The sequence below is a fragment of the Paenibacillus sp. HJGM_3 genome, assembly GCF_045062745.1.
Lineage (GTDB): Bacteria > Bacillota > Bacilli > Paenibacillales > NBRC-103111 > Paenibacillus_AA.
The window spans coordinates 72,730-87,458 of record NZ_JBJGED010000025.1; the positions used below are offsets into that span (position 1 = coordinate 72,730).

The window sequence follows — 14,729 nt, forward strand, 5'->3', positions numbered from 1 at the left end:
CTCAACCCGCCGCATCTGAAGCGACCCGTGCCATGGAAGGCGCGCTGCAGTCCGTCCGCTGGGCCGGCGACCATCTCGATCTGCTCGATCAGCGGCTGTTGCCCGAGGAGATCGTCTACCTGCGGCTGACGAGCGCCGAGGACGTGTGGGACGCGATCCGCCACCTGAAGGTGCGGGGCGCGCCCGCCATCGGCATCGCGGCGGCGTATGGGGTGTATCTCGGCGTGCGCGGCGTCGCTGACGGCGGTGACGCCGCAGCCCGCTTCTTGACCGAAGTGGAGCGGCAGGCCGATTACTTGGCCACGTCGCGGCCCACGGCGGTCAATCTGTTCTGGGCGCTCGACCGGCTGAAGCGGCGGGCGGAGACGCTTGTGCGCGTGGAGCGGGAAACCGGTCTCGACCGGCTGAAGGCGGCCCTGCTCGACGAGGCGAGGCAGATCCAGGCCGAGGACGAGGAGACGTGCCGCCTGATCGGCGAGCACGCGCTCACGCTGTTCGAGGACGGCATGGGCGTCCTCACGCACTGCAACGCCGGCGGGCTCGCGACGGCGAAGTATGGGACGGCGCTTGCGCCGATGTACTTGGCGCACGAGCGCGGCATCGCGCTGCGCGTGTTCGCCGACGAGACGCGGCCGGTGCTGCAGGGCGCCCGGCTGACGGCGTTCGAGCTGCAGCAGGCCGGCATCGACGTGACGCTCATCTGCGACAACATGGCCGGCATGGTCATGTCGAAGGGCTGGGTGCAGGCGGTCATCGTAGGCACCGACCGCGTGGCCGCGAACGGCGACGTGGCCAACAAGATCGGCACGTACAGCGTCGCCGTCCTGGCGAAGGCGCACGGCATCCCGTTCTATGTAGCGTGCCCGATGTCGACGATCGACCTGAACACGCCGACCGGGGCGGAGATTCCGATCGAGGAGCGTCACGAAGACGAGATCACGCAGGGCTTCGGCAAACGGACCGCTCCGGTCGGGATCAAGGTGTTCAATCCGGCCTTCGACGTCACCCCGCACGAGTATGTCACGGCGATCATTACCGAAAAGGGCATCGTTCGCGCCCCTTATACGGACAATCTCCGGGTTCTGTTCGACGAGTCCTGACCGTCCGCCGTCCCCTAGACGCACAACAACCGTCCGATCCCGGACGGTTGTTGTGCGTTTTAGCGAACCCCTCCCCCCACAATTCGCCGACCCGCTACGAATGGTATAGGCAAACTATCCAATCTAGGCATAACAGGAGGAGTGACCGATGATACGATGCGGAGAACGTATGGCAGCCTTGCGCGTTAAGCTCGGCCTCACCCAAGAGGAGCTGGCGGGCAAGCTCGGCATATCCAGAGCCGCCCTGTCCCATTACGAAACAAACCGGAGAGAGCCGGATTACATGACGCTGTGCACGATCGCAGACTATTATCAAGTGTCGTTGGATTATATTATGTGCCGGACGGATGAACCGGCACTTCGGCAGGAGCCGGGCGCCGCTCCGGTCGAGCTAAGCGCAGGCGTATCCGATTCACGGCCGCTGATGGTCGATGGCGAGCCGCTCACGCGGGAACAGGTGGACCGGCTGATCACGAGCGTCCGTCTGGAGCGGAACGCCCCCGTTCAGTCCCGGTAATCTTCCAAGTTTAATCTTCATGAAGCGCATAGCGGGAAATGATGGGCAATCCGTCCCACTCGCGCTCGCTGTCCGCCTGACGGCTCCGTACGTCCGGCTCCTCCAGCAGGAGGAAGAAATTTTTGGTCGGCAGCGCCCCGAGGTTGTGCTTGACCGACAACTTGTCCAAGTAATGCCGCATGCCGTTCAAATCGCTCGACATATTGCCCCCTTGCTGCGAAAATGCATACAACACCGTAGCCGCCGGCACCCGCTTCACCCGGAACTCGGCCGCCGCCCGCAAATAAAAGTCCCAGTCCCAGTAATGGTAAACGTCCGGGTCGAACGGTCCAAGCGTTTCGTGGATCGACTTGCGGTACAGGATGCCGGACGGCACGAACGTCGAAAATTTCCTCATCGCTTCCGGGTCGTAACGGTAAGCGAACAACCGGCGGCTAGTCGGGATACGCGTACGCCCCTCCAGCCGATAATCGAAAATCTCCACGTCGGAGTAGACCAAGTCGTATCCTTCGAGCTCCCGCACCATACGAGCCAGATGGCTCGGCAGGAGCAAATCGTCGTCGTCGCACAGAAGAATGAGCTCGCCGGCCGCTTGTTTGACTCCCTCGTTCCGGGCATGCACATGCTTGCGGTTGTCCGGGAGATCGATCAGGCGGACGCTTAGCTCCGGGTACATGGCGATTACGGACGTCACCGATTCGCCGCAATCGTTGACCACGATCACTTCGAAGTCCGTGAATGTCTGCCGGACGAGCGATTCCAGCAGCTCGGCCAGCCCATGCAGGCGGTTATATGTAGGGATGACGACGGATACGAGCGGCTCCCCCGTTGCGGATTGTGGAATTGTCTCCATGCGGCCTTTCCTCTCCTCAGCACATTGTTTTGATAACGATTATACTACATGTCCGCCTTCCGCATGAAAAAAGAACGAGAGCAGGTCTCGTTCCGTTACAGCATTCTTACTATCGCGTCGCTGCCCTTCATCCCCGGCACGATGCCCATCTCCTCCGCCGTATGCGTCACCGATTCCAGCGGCGCCTCGAGCAGATCCTCCAGCGTTCTCACCCCGGTCGCCCGGCCGGCAATAATGTTGCGCGCCCGCAATCTTTCGTTCAAGAGCGCTACGTCCAGCGCTCCGCACATAATATACCCTTTGTCCGTCGTTACAATCACGAGCGTCGTTTTGGGGAGCTCCACGGTAATCCCCATTACCGTACGATCGCCGATTTGTATTGGCTTGGCATTGATCATTGTACGCTGATCCCTCCCAGAGCGATTGGCGCTGCGATGTGTCGCATCCCTTCTACAGTGTATGCGCCCGCTACGCTTCCGCATCCGCGCTTTACAATAATTTGTTTCGCGTTTTCTCCTTTTTCCGGTACTCAAGGGACGCCGAATTATGTATAGTAGAACTATTACTGATGGAACTTAACGCGGGGTGAACGAATGGGAACCGACAAGCCGACTACCAATGCCAAACGCCACTTGCTTCAAGTAGAAGTTCTCCTTGAGGATTCCTCGCACGCCTTGGCCATAGCCTCCCTGATGCAGCTGCTTCACCACCCCAAAGTGAAGGATTTCCGCATCACCGGCGGCATGGAGCTTGGGAAGCTGATCGACGAAGCGCTGCTCCAATCAACCGCTGCACCGATTACCGCCTCCTTCCCGATCTCGAAGCCTACCACCCCCATTGAACCGGGAGCGGCCCCGTCGAGCGCCCAATCGAAGCCCAAAGCGGACGACAGGCAGCAGCTGAGGCTCGAGCTGCTCGAAGAGTACAAGGAGCGCGGCACCTTGGTCCGCCTAACCGTCGTGAAGGGCAAGGGGATAAAGCTGAGCATGCCCTGCCGTATTCTGAACTTCGATCTGTCCGACCAGCGACTGACGATCTATCATGTGGATGAGAAGAAAGTGTATTCTTTCAAGTTAAACGAGATTGACGATATCGAAGCTCATACTCCTTGACGTACAAGAGGGCTGCCTGCCAGGGCAGACCCTCTTATTTTTTGATTGCCGGGGATAGGTGTCCAAGCATCCGCTAGTTTGCAAGAATAGACTGGGAGGGTAGGAGGAAGGAGGGATTGGCATGAAGGGTTCGGTTACGAAGGCCGAAGCTCGCAAGCTCATCGGCAAGCGGATCTACGCGATCAAGAAGGACGGGGCCCGTGTCTCCGGCATCCTGCGCGGCATCCGCGGCAACCGGCTGCTCGTGGAGCTGCCGCGCGACAAAAATAAAGCGAGCACGAAAGGATTCATTCTTCCGCTCGTCTTGTTCGATCTGCTGGTGATCGCCACGAGGCCCTTCGGTGGCTGTGGCTTTGGCGGCTGCGGCGGTGTGGGCGGCTTTGGCGGCCTTGGCGGTTTGGGCGGTTTGGGTGGTTTGGGCGGAGGGTTCGGGAAAGGATTTGGCCGCGGATTCGGGAAAGGCTTCGGCCTCTTTTAATTCGGTTAACCCTAACGCTTGAGGCACGGCTGCACGAAGAAACCGGATCCCCTGAAGGAGATCCGGTTTCTTCGTATTACGACTTGCGGCTCTTGAGGAAGGCCGCCGCCAAGCAAGCCCATCCCGCGAGGAACGCGACTCCGCCGAACGGCGTAATGATGCCGAGCGGCCGGATGTCCGTCACGGCCATGACGTACAGGCTGCCGGCGAACAGCACGATGCCGGCGACGAGCAGCCTGGCGGCCCACCGCAGGGCGCCCGACTCGCCCAGCTTCTCTGCCGCGACGGCAATCGCGAGCAGCCCCAAGGCGTGGAACATGTGGTACTGCACGCCGGTCTTGAACGCCGCGAGCAGCTCGTCGTCGATCTTGCCGTCCAGCCCATGGGCGCCGAACGCGCCCAAGGCGACCGCGAGCAAGGCCAGCACGCTGCCTAACGCTCCATAAGTGCGAAACATCGTACACCACCATCGCTTTCGCTATCATGAGATTGTGCAATAGCCTCATCATAGCGAAATGGCAATGCGTTTTCCAGCGCATTGCACGGGTTTCGTTGTCGGTTTGGTGAACGGGGTCACCCGCTGTGCACGTCCGCCCGGCGGTAATAGGCGATATTGAAGAGAAGCGGCAGGAAGAACGCGATGGCGAGCACCGTAACCCCTAACGCGGTGTTGTTGAACGTCGGCGAGAAGTTCTCCATCACCAAGTTGAGCGGCGCGCTCCATGGGTAATACATAATGTACTTCGACTGCATGATCGTGAGCTCCGAGATGACGGCGAACACCCCGAGTCCCATGGCGGGAATGTAGCTTTTGCCGAACAGACTGACCGTAGCCGCTACCGAGATGAGCGCATATTGGGTTGCGATCAGAATGAGATAGCGGAGTCCCGCGTCTTGAAGCGCGTCGACTGTCAGCGGTTCATGTCTCAAGATGAAGCCCGACACCAGGGTGAGACCGAACGAGAGCGCTATCGTCGCTACGATGACCGGCAACATGATCACGTACTTGCCGAGCAGGAGCAGCACCCTGGAACGCGGCACGGTCAAGAAGCTGTTGATCGTCCGCTCGGTATACTCTCTGGCGAAGATGTAGCCAGTGAACAAAGCGAATAAGGCCGGTCCCATCAGCGCGACGAGCAGCATCAGGTTTTCTTGGAAAAGCTGCTGCCAGACGATCGACTTGGCATCGCCGATTTGATGACGCGCGACGAAATAATTCAGCACGACCGGCAAAAGCGCCCCCAGGACGATCAGCCACAGCATTTTGGACCGCTTCAGCTTGAGCGCTTCCCCATAGATAATGCTAAGCAATCGCACTCCCTCCAATCAATCGGACGAAATAGTCTTCCAGCGAATCTTGGCGATGCATAAGCGAGCGGACTTCTACGCCGTCCTGAATGAGCGCCCGGTTCATGCGGGCCGCCTCGGTCAGCTTCTCGTAAACGCGGATCACGCCCCCCTCCTGCAGGTGCATATCCCGGATCTGCAGCTCCCGCTCGAGCACGTCGCTCGCCCGGTCGATCGCATCCACCTGCAGCTCGACATATTGGCGGTTCCGGTCCGTCAGCTCCGCGAGCGTCGTCTCTTCCAGCATGACGCCTTTGTGGACGATCCCGATCCGGGTGGCGAGCTGCTCCACTTCGCTCAGGATGTGGCTCGAGATCAGAATCGTCATGTCGCGCTTGCGCGCCAAGTCCTGAATAAGCTGGCGAATTTCCTTGATGCCCATCGGGTCGAGGCCGTTAGTCGGCTCGTCGAGAATCAGGAACTCCGGCCGGTGGAGAATCGCCCTTGCGATGCCGAGGCGCTGCTTCATCCCGAGCGAGAATTGCCCGGCGTGCCGGTTGCGCGCGTCCCACAGGCCGACCGTATGCAGAGCATCCTCGAGGCAGCTTCGGTCCTTGACGCCTTCCAAGCGTCGGAACATCTCCAGATTCTCCACCGCGGTCAAATTCGGGTAAAAGCCCGGAAATTCGATGATCGAGCCGATTCGCCGATACAGGTGGTTCGCCCCGGGGCGCACGCGTTCTCCGAACAGCTCGATCGAGCCTGCGCTTGGGTGGATGAGCCCCATCATCATGCGGATCGTCGTCGTTTTGCCGGCCCCGTTTTGCCCGAGGAAGCCGTAGATGTCCCCTTTTCGGATCGTCATGTTCAGCTCGTGCACCGCTTTGAATTGCTTATAATTTTTGGTCAACCCGTGGACTTGCATAATCGTTTCCATCTAAGTTCTATCCTTTCTAACGGTTATCCTACTGTGCTACGAGATGTCCCGCTTTGTAAATCGCATGCAGCCCCATGTCAACCCGGCCAGCAAGAAGAACACCGTGTAGACGAGATACGTATTGTTGGGCAAAGCGGAGGGCGAGAACGGCCCCAGCTGATCCATGCCGCCTACGATCGGCAGGCTGCTGCCCCCGAACAGCTCGAACACCATCCGGCGGAACACCGCGTCCGAGGGCATAATCAGGCTCGTGAACAGGCTGAACTTTTCCATGCCTGTGTTGTAGACCTTCGTACCCGTGACCGCCTCCAGGAAACCGGCGAACATACTCATGCCGTACAGCAGCGCGCATAGAATCCCGTTGCCGATTATCGGCAAATAGCTGGACCCGAGCAGCGAGACGGTGCCGAGCAAGAGCGGGACCCATTCGAACAGCAGGAACGCCTTCGTCAGAGTCGCCGCATGCAGCGGGAAATCGAAAATATAGTGATTGGCCAAAATGATGGCCCAGAACAGGCAGGCGCTGTACAGCAAATTCCACACGCCGAAGCCGAGCCATTTGCCCATGTAGACTTGCCAGCGCGGAATCGGCCTCGACAGCACGGCCAGCATCTGCCCGCTCTCGATCTCGGCCGAGATGGAGCCGATCGAAGCGAAGAGGACGAAAAAGGCCGTAAGCATCTGGGCGAAAAACAACCCGATCAACAAGACCGGCATCACCGTTGCATACCGTTCGATCAAACTGGCCGAGGCGAAATCCGAAGCTTCCGCGGTTTTCGTCAAGCCGTAGCAATAAAAGGCAAGGAACAGAACGGTGACGAGCACCGCTACGAGCAGCAGCCGCTTGCGGGCGAGCTCCTTGCCGGTCAGTCCGATATAGGCGCTCATACTTCCGCCTCCTTCTTGCGGTCGACCATGGCGAGGAACCAATCCTCCAGCCGGCCGTTCAGCGGCCGCACCTCGTATAGCGTCGCTCCCGCCTCCACCAGGCGGCCGTTCAGCCAGCCGATCTGCTCCCGGCTCCCGGCCGTCACGTGCAGGATGGCGCTGCCATCCGCAGCGGCCCGGATGAGCTTCGCGCCGAAGCCCGGGAATCTCGCCGACGATGTGACCGTGTCCAGCAGCGTCTCGTCTATGCCGCCCACGTGCAGCTCCCAGCTGTCCTGCGCGCGGAGGAAGGCGTCCAGCGGTCCGGTCGCCTTCAACTCCCCGTTGTACAGAAGGGCGACCTGGTCACAGACCGACTCCACGTCCTCGAGCAGGTGGGTATTGAGGAAGATCGTTTTGCCCGCTTCGCGCAGCTTCCTGACGATCGTTCGGACTTCATAGCGCCCGATCGGATCGAGCGCGGAGGAAGGCTCGTCGAGCAGGACGAGGTCCGGGTCCATGAGAATGGCGTTCGCAATCCCGAGCCGCTGCTGCATCCCTTTGGAAAATTGCTTGATCCGTTCGTGCGCCCGTCCTTCCAGCCCGACCACGTTCAGCACTTCCCGGATCCGAGCCGTCATGCGAGCGGAACGGGATTCCCTGGCCCCGATGCCGCTCAGGCGGGCATGAAACCGGAGCACCTCGGTAGCCGTGAGCCAGTCCGGGTAGCGGAACAGCTCCGGCAAGTAACCGAGAGCGCGTCTCGCCTCCACCTCCCCGGCGGGGAAGCCGTGGATGTAAGCTTCCCCCGCGGTCGGGCGCAGCAAGCCGACCAGCATTTTCACGAACGTGCTCTTCCCCGCCCCATTCGGGCCGAGCAGGCCGAAGCACGTTCCCGGCTCGATCGAGAGCGTAATGTCGCTGCAGCCGATCCGGTCGTCGTAATGCTTGGTCAGGTGCATCGTACGAATCATCATGAACCTATAATCTCCTTCGCTTCCGCCAGGATGGCGGCGTCGGTCGGATAGTCCGCCGTAGAGCCGTTCAGCTGGTAGATCCGCCCGTTGTCGAGCCAAGCCAAAGCCCGGAGCGAGCCGGAATGGTAAAGTACCGCTTCTCTACCTGCTACGGTCGTCGCTGTGGAGCTGCCCTCCACCGCCGGCAACGGCAGCGTGGTGCGCCAGTCCTCGATGCCCTCGAGCTTGTCGCGCAGCTCCTCCGGCAAGATCGGCAAGTCCAGTACCGCCTTGCGCACCTGGGCGATGTCCACGCCCTCCGGTACGACGATCGTCGGAGCTTGCAGTTGGACCAAGCTCTTGCTGCCTTGCTTCATATTCACGATCGTCGGGAGTTCGATCGTGATCGGCGCATTGTCCACGGAGGCCGGCAGCTTCGACTTGCCGCCCAGCTGCCCGATCAGCTTGTTGATCGGCGCGGTGTGGAGCTGGAAGCCGAGCTTGAGCGACGGCTGCACTTCGTACTTGGCCGACGTGTCGGCGGCGGTCATGCCCGGCAGCGTCTTCAGGGGGTAGCCGGCGGCCTGAGCCGCTTCCGCAGCCGTCACCGTCCGGTTAGGACCTCCGCCTTGCTGGGACAGCTGGCCGAATTGGTTCAGATCGAAATTCGCCATGTCCACGCTGCCCTTGGCGAGCGAATTGCTCAGCCGCTCCAAGTCGTCCATGGTGATCGTGACCGCGTTCAGATGCTGGAGCCGGAAAGTCTGGTACAGGGAGGCAAGGGCGTCCGCTCCGAGCGGGGTGAACAGGATCGTCCCCGTGATGGCGACCGCCGCCACCGCCGATACCCATCGACGAAGTGCCCGGCGGCGAGGGCGCAGCATAGTCGTCCGCGAATGGTGTGGGCCGGCGCTCATGCCGGTCCCGTGCGGCTTAACTTCAGGTTGTGTCAGACTCCCCGCAGCAGGTTCATCCGCCGCGATACGCGGCATAGCCGTCGGCTTCGGGTCCGGACGCCGCCATATGTCCGGCACCGGCTCGAGCCGCACCTTGCGCTGGAACGCCTCCCAAGCTTTGTTCGTATCGGCTTCGGTGATAGTCAGATCCGTTGCGTTCGCGGTATCCGTCACCTCCGGTATGTCGACTATGTCCGGCTTCATCGGGAAGCCGTCTACGGCGTGTACCCGCTTCCCTCTTTGTTCTTTATCCTTGTTCATTCGTCCACCGCCTCCGTGGGATAATTTTTGCGGAATCTCGCGGTCGCTCTCATGATGAGCGAACCTACGATCTTCGGATTCACTTGCAGCCGCTCGGCGATCTCCGCGTAGCTATAACCGTTCTCGCGCATAAGCAGCGCTTCCCGGTCGCGCTGCGACAGCTTGGCCAGCACCGACTTCACGACGTCGCGCTCCCAGTTCTGGATGACGAGCTGCTCGCTGCCGGGCTCCGCCTGCTCTTCCGAGACGAACCGCGCCTGCTCGCGTGCCTGCACCTGCTCCCGCCGACCGGCCTGGCGCAGATAATCGTACGCGAGGCGGGTCAGCACGCGGTGGAGCCACGCACCGACTTTGTCGAGCTCGTCGGGCGGCGTCCGGTACAGCCGCAGGAACGTCTCTTGCGCCAGATCCTCCGCCACCGCACGATCGGCCACCAGCGCGGACAGCTTCCGCAACACGGACGGGTAATGCTCCATGAACAGCGCTTTGAACTTATCGGGGATCATTTCGCTCTCGTGCATGCCTTCCGCTCCTTTCTGTATGTAAGACGAACGGCTCCGTCCATTTATAGCAGGGGGATCATTACTTTTTTCATTGTACCCTATGGGGTAGAAAAACCGGAATATCGCTCTATGGTGGCATGACGCTCCAAAGTAATATTTCTACTCTACAGCATCACTACCAGTCTCTTCCCACGCTCCAAACTAATTTTCTACTTACAGCATCACTTCCACCCATTTTCTGCGCTCCAAAGTAATTTTTCTACTCTACAGCATCGCCACCCGCCTCTCCCCACGCCCCAAAGTAATTTTTCTACTCTACAGCATCGCCATCCCCCTCCTCCCACGCTCCGAGTTACGGGTAGTTGCATGAACGGTGAAAAGACTCGAAAACAAAAACCCGACCCCTGGGTAAGGGATCGGGTTGACCGTGCATTATGCTGGCTAGAAGGTGTATGGTCGTCCAGCTTACAACGTAGCTTGGCCGGGCTTCCAGTTCGCCGGGCACAGGCCGCCCGCCTGGAGCGCCTGAAGCACGCGAAGCGTCTCGTCCACGCTGCGGCCCACGTTCATGTCCGTCACGACCTGATAGCGCAGGATGCCATCCGGATCGATGATGAACAAGCCCCGGTGCGCCGAGCCCGATTCCTCGTCGAGCACGCCGTACGCGCGGGCGGCTTCCTTCGTCACATCGCCGCCCATCGGGTAGCGGATCGGCCCGATGCCGTTCGCGTCGCGGGATGTGTTCATCCAGGCGCGGTGCGTATAAACGCTGTCGACGGAGGCGCCGACGATCTCGCAGTCGAGGTCCAGGAACTCGTCGTAGCGGTCGCTGAAGGCGATAATCTCCGTCGGGCAGACGAACGTGAAGTCGAACGGCCAGAAGAAAAGCAGCAGCCATTTTCCTTTAAAATCGGCCAAACTCACTTTTTCCTCCAACGTCTCCAAGTTTTTGGTCGAGAGCAGGGAGAATTCCGGTGCAGGCAAGCCCATCTTGGGGGCGGGGTACAGAGTCGGTGTCGTTAAGGCAGCTGGGGTCATAGGGTAGTCCTCCTTATGGATTTGAGTTAGAGATGCGGTAACTTAAGAAATCGCGGCCAAGGCCTTCTTGATCCGGCTCGGATTCAGCCCGAGTATCGTCATCCCGCCGATCACGGTGACCGGAACCGACATCATGCCGAGCCCCTGAAGCTGCATCGCATGCTCCTCGTTCGTGTCGATGTTGCGCTCTTCATAGGCGACGCCCTGATCGGTCAAATATTGCTTCAGCTGGGCGCAGTAATGGCAGTTCGTGCTGGAATATACAATGGCGTTGGCACTTTGGGACATGCTAGATCACGCTCCCTCTATTATTTGTATTGCGGCAGCACTTGCGACCGCTTGTTGATGTACTTGTCGACCGCCATGGCGGCGATCGCTCCGTCGGCGGCGGCTACAACCGCCTGCTTCACCGGCGTCCGTCGCACCTCGCCGGCACCGAAGACGCCAGGGACCGGCGACTGCATGAGGGAGTCGAGCACCATGAAGCCCTCGTCGTCCAGGGGCACTTGCCCCTGCAGGAAATCCGTGCCCGGCTTGCTGCCGGACAGGAAGACGAACACGCCGTCGGCCCCGACAACTTCCTCCTCGCCGGAAGGGCGGCGGATCCGCACGCCCTCTACCCGCCGGTCGCCCAGAATCTCGAGCGGCCGGGTGCGAAAGTGCACCCGGGTGTTCGGCACATCCGGCATGTGCGTGTCGCCCTGAAGCTCGGCCCGCGGAATGTAGAAGTCGATCTCCATCCCGAACTTGGCGAGCGCCAGCACCTCGTCGACCGCTTCCTCCGAATCGCCGATGACGGCGACCTTCTTCCCGGCGAAGAATGCACCGTCGCATGTGGCGCACGTGCTCACGCCCCGGCCCAGCAGCACTTCCTCGCCCGGCAGCATCCGGTTGCGGCCTTTGGAGCCGGTAGCGACGATAACCGCCTTCGCTTCGAAGATCCCGTCGGAGGTGAACACCGACTTGACGTCCTCCTCCACATCGACGGCAGTCAGCGTCGTATGCAGGTACTCAGCCCCGAACGACTGGGCTTGCCGCCGGAACCGGTCGAGCAGCTCCTTGCCGGTCGATTCGCCCTCGACGCCGGGATAGTTAGCGATTTTGTGCGTGAGCGCCAGGGCTCCCGCATTCGGCGCTTTGTCGATGACGAGCGTCTTAAGCCCGCCTCGAGCGGTATACATGGCCGCCGACGAGCCGGCCGGTCCACCGCCAATAATGATCACATCGTACATGGACCTGCTCCTTTCCCGTTGGGTCTCTCTTGATTCCTTCATGATAATTATTATAATTTAACTCAGATTATAGTCAATACTTTTTTATAATAATTCTAATCAAGCGGCAAGGAGGGGTCAAAAATGAGGGGCGGGATGACGTTCGTAACAAGAGCGTCGGTCGCATGGGAAGAAACACTAAGAGGTTGTTTTATAGAGGCGGATGGCCGGTAGAAAGGGCTCAAGCCGGAGGAAGTGAGCGTTCTCGGTCGATTGGATCCGTCGGAAGGGCCGGATGCAGCGGGCGACTCCAATATTCCGCGCCTCGCTGCTCTTCCGGGTCAAGACTTCAGGCTCTTGTACACCCGCTCCGGCCGGCCGACCGTACCGTATGAGAGATCGGCGACCATCTCGCCCTGCGCCACGAAGTACTCGAGGTAACGCCGGGCGGTCGAGCGGCTGACTCCGATCCGACGGCCCACTTCCTCGGCGGTCAAGCCTCCGCTATTGTCGCGGATGAGCCCCGACATCTTCTCCAGCGTCAGCTTGTCGATGCCTTTGGGCAAATACGTCTCCCTGGAAGGCCCGGCCCCGCTGCCGCGCAGCAGCTCGTCGATCTCCTGCTGCTCGACCTGGCTCGCCCCCTCGAGCGACTTCAGCTTTTGACGAAACCGGCTGTATTGCAGCAGCTTCTCCTGGAACCGCTCGAAGATAACCGGCTTGATGATGAAATCGAACACGCCGCCGCGCATCGCTTCCCGCACCGTCTCCAGCTCCTTCGCCGCAGTAATGATGATGACGTCGGACGCGGGGTACCGCTCGCGGATCGTCTTCAGGAGCTGCAGCCCATGCATGTCCGGGAAGTACAAGTCAAGCAGGATCAAGTCCGGCAGGAAAATCTCCAAGTGCTCCATCGCCTGAGATTCGTCCGTCGCGATGCCGATGACGCGGAATCCGGGCACCTTCTCCACGAACCGCCGGTTGATCTGTGCGATCCGAATATCGTCTTCAATAATGAGTACCTGCAGCATGCGAATCTCTCCTCTCCTTAGGCAGCGCGACCGTAAACACGGTGCCGCCGAACTCCCCGCGGGCGAACGTAAGGTTCCCTTTCAACTGCTCAACCGCCTGCTTGACGAGCGGCAATCCGAAGCCCCGGTTCTCGTCCTTCGTGGAGAAGCCGGTCTCGAAGATGCGCTGTGTGAGCTCGTCCGGGACCCCGCAGCCGTTGTCCTCCACTTCGATGATCAGGTCGTCGCCCAGATCGGTAAGCAGAATCGAGACCCACCGGGACGGCCTGTCGACCGCGAGCACGGCATCCATCGCGTTGTCGATCAAATTGCCGATAATGGTCACTAGAGGGCCTCGCGGAATCGAAGCCGGGACGTCGCGGAACGAGCTCTCCCGATCCACCTCGAAGACGACCTTCAGCTCCTTGGCCCGATTGAACTTCCCGATCAGCACTCCGCCGATCATCGGATCCGGAATTTCCCGCATGATGAAGCGGATCAGATCCTGGTGCACGTCCGTCTCGTGCGCGATCAGGTGCAGCGCCTCCTGATACGACTCGAGCTGGATCAAGCCCGAGATCGTGTACAGCTTGTTCGAGAACTCGTGCGTCTGGGCGCGCAAGCCTTCGGCATATTGCTTCACCTGGGACAGCTCCTCGCTCAGCCGGTACAGCTCGTCCTTGTTCCGGAAGCTGGACACCGCCCCGATTACATGCCCGTGCTCATCCGTTACCGGCAGCCGGTTGACGAGGATCGACACCTCGTTAATGAGCATTTCCTTATCGAATTCCGCCTCCCCGGTCCGGAGCACTTCCATGAGCCGGGAGGTTGGCAGCACGTCCAGGATGTGCCGGCCGACCAACGCAGCGTCGCTCGGATAACCGAGCATATGCTGGGCGGTCATATTGATGACCGTCACCCGGCCGCTCCGGTCGACCGCCAGGATACCTTCGCGGACCGACTCCAGAATCGCCCGGCTCTCTCCGTACAAGTGGCCGATCTCTTCCGGCTCCAGGCCGTGGATGGACTTCTTCACATTCCGTGCGATCAGCGTAGCAGCCCCCGCTCCGACGAGCAGCGTGATCGTCGCCAAGAGCACAATCGAATTCCGGTAGTGGACGGCCGTCTCGTTAATGTCCTCGATGAGGAAACCTACGGAGACGACGCCGATAATCCGCTCCTGGTCGTCATAGATCGGAGTCTTGCCGCGAAGCGACAAGCCGAGCGTCCCGACCGCCTCCGACACGATCGACTTGCCCTCGAACACCGGCCCGTTGTCCCCGCCGACCATATCCTGGCCGATTCGCTCGGGGTTCGGGTGGGAGTAGCGGATGCCGTTCCGGTTGCCGACCACGATGAACTCGGCCCCGGTCTGCTGTCGGATCGTCTCTACGAGCGGATTGATCGTCTTGGAGGGGTCGGGGTCGTCGAAAGCGTCCCGAATCACCGGCATGACCGCCACCGCTTTGGCTATGTTAAGCGCAGTCGTCCCGATCTGGTCCTTCAGCGAGTTTTCCCACATTCGCTGAAAAGAGAACGCGAGCACGACCGTAACGAACAGCAAGACCGAACAGATGAGCAGGATCAGCTTCGTTTGCAGCCGCATCCGGATCCCTCCTTTCCCCCACAAATAATTCTTAAAT

At 60.4% G+C, this 14,729-nt stretch carries 18 protein-coding genes; 4 read left to right on the top strand and 14 right to left on the bottom strand.

Features of this window, described 5'->3' with window-relative positions:
- Positions 1 to 32: 32 nt before the first annotated feature.
- Positions 33 to 1,100: an S-methyl-5-thioribose-1-phosphate isomerase gene (gene mtnA / locus ACI5FR_RS24455; protein WP_405459339.1), complete on the top strand. Its 1,068-nt coding sequence runs from the start codon at positions 33 to 35 to the stop codon at positions 1,098 to 1,100.
- Between the two features lie 148 nt (positions 1,101 to 1,248).
- Entirely contained in the window at positions 1,249 to 1,617 is a 369-nt protein-coding gene (locus tag ACI5FR_RS24460; RefSeq protein WP_405459259.1) for a helix-turn-helix domain-containing protein, read from the top strand.
- A 10-nt stretch (positions 1,618 to 1,627) separates the two neighbouring features.
- Here ACI5FR_RS24460 and ACI5FR_RS24465 read toward each other — a convergent pair whose 3' ends face one another.
- Together ACI5FR_RS24465 and ACI5FR_RS24470 are read right to left on the bottom strand one after the other, a co-directional pair.
- The gene (locus ACI5FR_RS24465; RefSeq protein ID WP_405459261.1) at positions 1,628 to 2,470 is read right to left on the bottom strand and encodes a glycosyltransferase family 2 protein; all 843 of its coding nucleotides are present in this window, start codon (positions 2,468 to 2,470) and stop codon (positions 1,628 to 1,630) included.
- Positions 2,471 to 2,565: 95 nt separating this feature from the next.
- On the bottom strand, positions 2,566 to 2,868 hold the full coding sequence (locus ACI5FR_RS24470; protein WP_405459263.1) for a YunC family protein: 303 nt from the start codon (positions 2,866 to 2,868) through the stop codon (positions 2,566 to 2,568).
- 195 nt (positions 2,869 to 3,063) lie between these two features.
- On the opposite strand from ACI5FR_RS24470, the gene ACI5FR_RS24475 reads away from it, so the two are divergent.
- Positions 3,064 to 3,582, top strand: coding sequence for a hypothetical protein (locus ACI5FR_RS24475; protein WP_405459264.1), 519 nt, complete (start codon positions 3,064 to 3,066; stop codon positions 3,580 to 3,582).
- A 121-nt stretch (positions 3,583 to 3,703) separates the two neighbouring features.
- Positions 3,704 to 4,060, top strand: coding sequence for a hypothetical protein (locus ACI5FR_RS24480; RefSeq protein WP_405459265.1), 357 nt, complete (start codon positions 3,704 to 3,706; stop codon positions 4,058 to 4,060).
- Between the two features lie 76 nt (positions 4,061 to 4,136).
- On the opposite strand, the gene ACI5FR_RS24485 is transcribed toward ACI5FR_RS24480, so the two are convergent.
- The 12 genes from ACI5FR_RS24485 to ACI5FR_RS24540 form a co-directional block, all read right to left on the bottom strand.
- A complete protein-coding gene (locus tag ACI5FR_RS24485) occupies positions 4,137 to 4,517 on the bottom strand; it encodes a DUF423 domain-containing protein (protein ID WP_405459267.1) in 381 nt (126 codons plus the stop codon).
- 116 nt (positions 4,518 to 4,633) lie between these two features.
- Positions 4,634 to 5,371 (bottom strand): ABC transporter permease, encoded by a 738-nt coding sequence (locus ACI5FR_RS24490; RefSeq protein WP_405459268.1) that lies wholly within the window; start codon positions 5,369 to 5,371, stop codon positions 4,634 to 4,636.
- Positions 5,364 to 6,284: an ABC transporter ATP-binding protein gene (locus ACI5FR_RS24495; RefSeq protein ID WP_405459269.1), complete on the bottom strand. Its 921-nt coding sequence runs from the start codon at positions 6,282 to 6,284 to the stop codon at positions 5,364 to 5,366. The genes ACI5FR_RS24490 and ACI5FR_RS24495 overlap by 8 nt, the downstream gene beginning before the upstream one ends.
- 36 nt (positions 6,285 to 6,320) lie before the next feature.
- Entirely contained in the window at positions 6,321 to 7,172 is an 852-nt protein-coding gene (locus ACI5FR_RS24500; protein WP_405459271.1) for an ABC transporter permease subunit, read from the bottom strand.
- The gene (locus tag ACI5FR_RS24505; protein ID WP_405459272.1) at positions 7,169 to 8,128 is read right to left on the bottom strand and encodes an ABC transporter ATP-binding protein; all 960 of its coding nucleotides are present in this window, start codon (positions 8,126 to 8,128) and stop codon (positions 7,169 to 7,171) included. Before ACI5FR_RS24505 ends, ACI5FR_RS24500 begins: the two co-directional genes overlap by 4 nt.
- Positions 8,125 to 9,324: a hypothetical protein gene (locus ACI5FR_RS24510; RefSeq protein ID WP_405459273.1), complete on the bottom strand. Its 1,200-nt coding sequence runs from the start codon at positions 9,322 to 9,324 to the stop codon at positions 8,125 to 8,127. The genes ACI5FR_RS24505 and ACI5FR_RS24510 overlap by 4 nt, the downstream gene beginning before the upstream one ends.
- Positions 9,321 to 9,845, bottom strand: a complete 525-nt coding sequence (locus tag ACI5FR_RS24515) for a sigma-70 family RNA polymerase sigma factor (RefSeq protein WP_405459275.1) — start codon at positions 9,843 to 9,845, stop codon at positions 9,321 to 9,323. Before ACI5FR_RS24515 ends, ACI5FR_RS24510 begins: the two co-directional genes overlap by 4 nt.
- A gap of 447 nt (positions 9,846 to 10,292) precedes the next feature.
- Positions 10,293 to 10,865 (bottom strand): peroxiredoxin, encoded by a 573-nt coding sequence (locus tag ACI5FR_RS24520; RefSeq protein WP_405459277.1) that lies wholly within the window; start codon positions 10,863 to 10,865, stop codon positions 10,293 to 10,295.
- Between the two features lie 42 nt (positions 10,866 to 10,907).
- Complete coding sequence (locus ACI5FR_RS24525; protein ID WP_405459279.1) at positions 10,908 to 11,153, bottom strand: glutaredoxin family protein; 246 nt, start codon at positions 11,151 to 11,153, stop codon at positions 10,908 to 10,910.
- A gap of 20 nt (positions 11,154 to 11,173) precedes the next feature.
- Positions 11,174 to 12,097, bottom strand: a complete 924-nt coding sequence (locus ACI5FR_RS24530; protein WP_405459280.1) for an NAD(P)/FAD-dependent oxidoreductase — start codon at positions 12,095 to 12,097, stop codon at positions 11,174 to 11,176.
- 320 nt (positions 12,098 to 12,417) lie between these two features.
- On the bottom strand, positions 12,418 to 13,107 hold the full coding sequence (locus tag ACI5FR_RS24535; protein WP_405459282.1) for a DUF977 family protein: 690 nt from the start codon (positions 13,105 to 13,107) through the stop codon (positions 12,418 to 12,420).
- Complete coding sequence (locus ACI5FR_RS24540; protein WP_405459284.1) at positions 13,085 to 14,692, bottom strand: ATP-binding protein; 1,608 nt, start codon at positions 14,690 to 14,692, stop codon at positions 13,085 to 13,087. Before ACI5FR_RS24540 ends, ACI5FR_RS24535 begins: the two co-directional genes overlap by 23 nt.
- Positions 14,693 to 14,729: the final 37 nt, after the last annotated feature.

What these genes read in the sequence shown, in the direction of transcription:
- ACI5FR_RS24495 (WP_405459269.1), bottom strand. Translation starts at nt 6,284, where the DNA reads ATGGAAACGATTATGCAAGTCCACGGGTTGACCAAAAATTATAAGCAA.
- ACI5FR_RS24535 (WP_405459282.1), bottom strand. Translation starts at nt 13,107, where the DNA reads ATGCTGCAGGTACTCATTATTGAAGACGATATTCGGATCGCACAGATC.
- ACI5FR_RS24470 (WP_405459263.1), bottom strand. Translation starts at nt 2,868, where the DNA reads ATGATCAATGCCAAGCCAATACAAATCGGCGATCGTACGGTAATGGGG.
- ACI5FR_RS24505 (WP_405459272.1), bottom strand. Translation starts at nt 8,128, where the DNA reads ATGATGATTCGTACGATGCACCTGACCAAGCATTACGACGACCGGATC.
- ACI5FR_RS24510 (WP_405459273.1), bottom strand. Translation starts at nt 9,324, where the DNA reads ATGAACAAGGATAAAGAACAAAGAGGGAAGCGGGTACACGCCGTAGAC.
- ACI5FR_RS24515 (WP_405459275.1), bottom strand. Translation starts at nt 9,845, where the DNA reads ATGCACGAGAGCGAAATGATCCCCGATAAGTTCAAAGCGCTGTTCATG.
- ACI5FR_RS24480 (WP_405459265.1), top strand. Translation starts at nt 3,704, where the DNA reads ATGAAGGGTTCGGTTACGAAGGCCGAAGCTCGCAAGCTCATCGGCAAG.
- ACI5FR_RS24475 (WP_405459264.1), top strand. Translation starts at nt 3,064, where the DNA reads ATGGGAACCGACAAGCCGACTACCAATGCCAAACGCCACTTGCTTCAA.
- ACI5FR_RS24540 (WP_405459284.1), bottom strand. Translation starts at nt 14,692, where the DNA reads ATGCGGCTGCAAACGAAGCTGATCCTGCTCATCTGTTCGGTCTTGCTG.
- ACI5FR_RS24460 (WP_405459259.1), top strand. Translation starts at nt 1,249, where the DNA reads ATGATACGATGCGGAGAACGTATGGCAGCCTTGCGCGTTAAGCTCGGC.
- ACI5FR_RS24530 (WP_405459280.1), bottom strand. Translation starts at nt 12,097, where the DNA reads ATGTACGATGTGATCATTATTGGCGGTGGACCGGCCGGCTCGTCGGCG.
- ACI5FR_RS24465 (WP_405459261.1), bottom strand. Translation starts at nt 2,470, where the DNA reads ATGGAGACAATTCCACAATCCGCAACGGGGGAGCCGCTCGTATCCGTC.
- ACI5FR_RS24520 (WP_405459277.1), bottom strand. Translation starts at nt 10,865, where the DNA reads ATGACCCCAGCTGCCTTAACGACACCGACTCTGTACCCCGCCCCCAAG.
- ACI5FR_RS24500 (WP_405459271.1), bottom strand. Translation starts at nt 7,172, where the DNA reads ATGAGCGCCTATATCGGACTGACCGGCAAGGAGCTCGCCCGCAAGCGG.
- mtnA (WP_405459339.1), top strand. Translation starts at nt 33, where the DNA reads ATGGAAGGCGCGCTGCAGTCCGTCCGCTGGGCCGGCGACCATCTCGAT.
- ACI5FR_RS24485 (WP_405459267.1), bottom strand. Translation starts at nt 4,517, where the DNA reads ATGTTTCGCACTTATGGAGCGTTAGGCAGCGTGCTGGCCTTGCTCGCG.
- ACI5FR_RS24525 (WP_405459279.1), bottom strand. Translation starts at nt 11,153, where the DNA reads ATGTCCCAAAGTGCCAACGCCATTGTATATTCCAGCACGAACTGCCAT.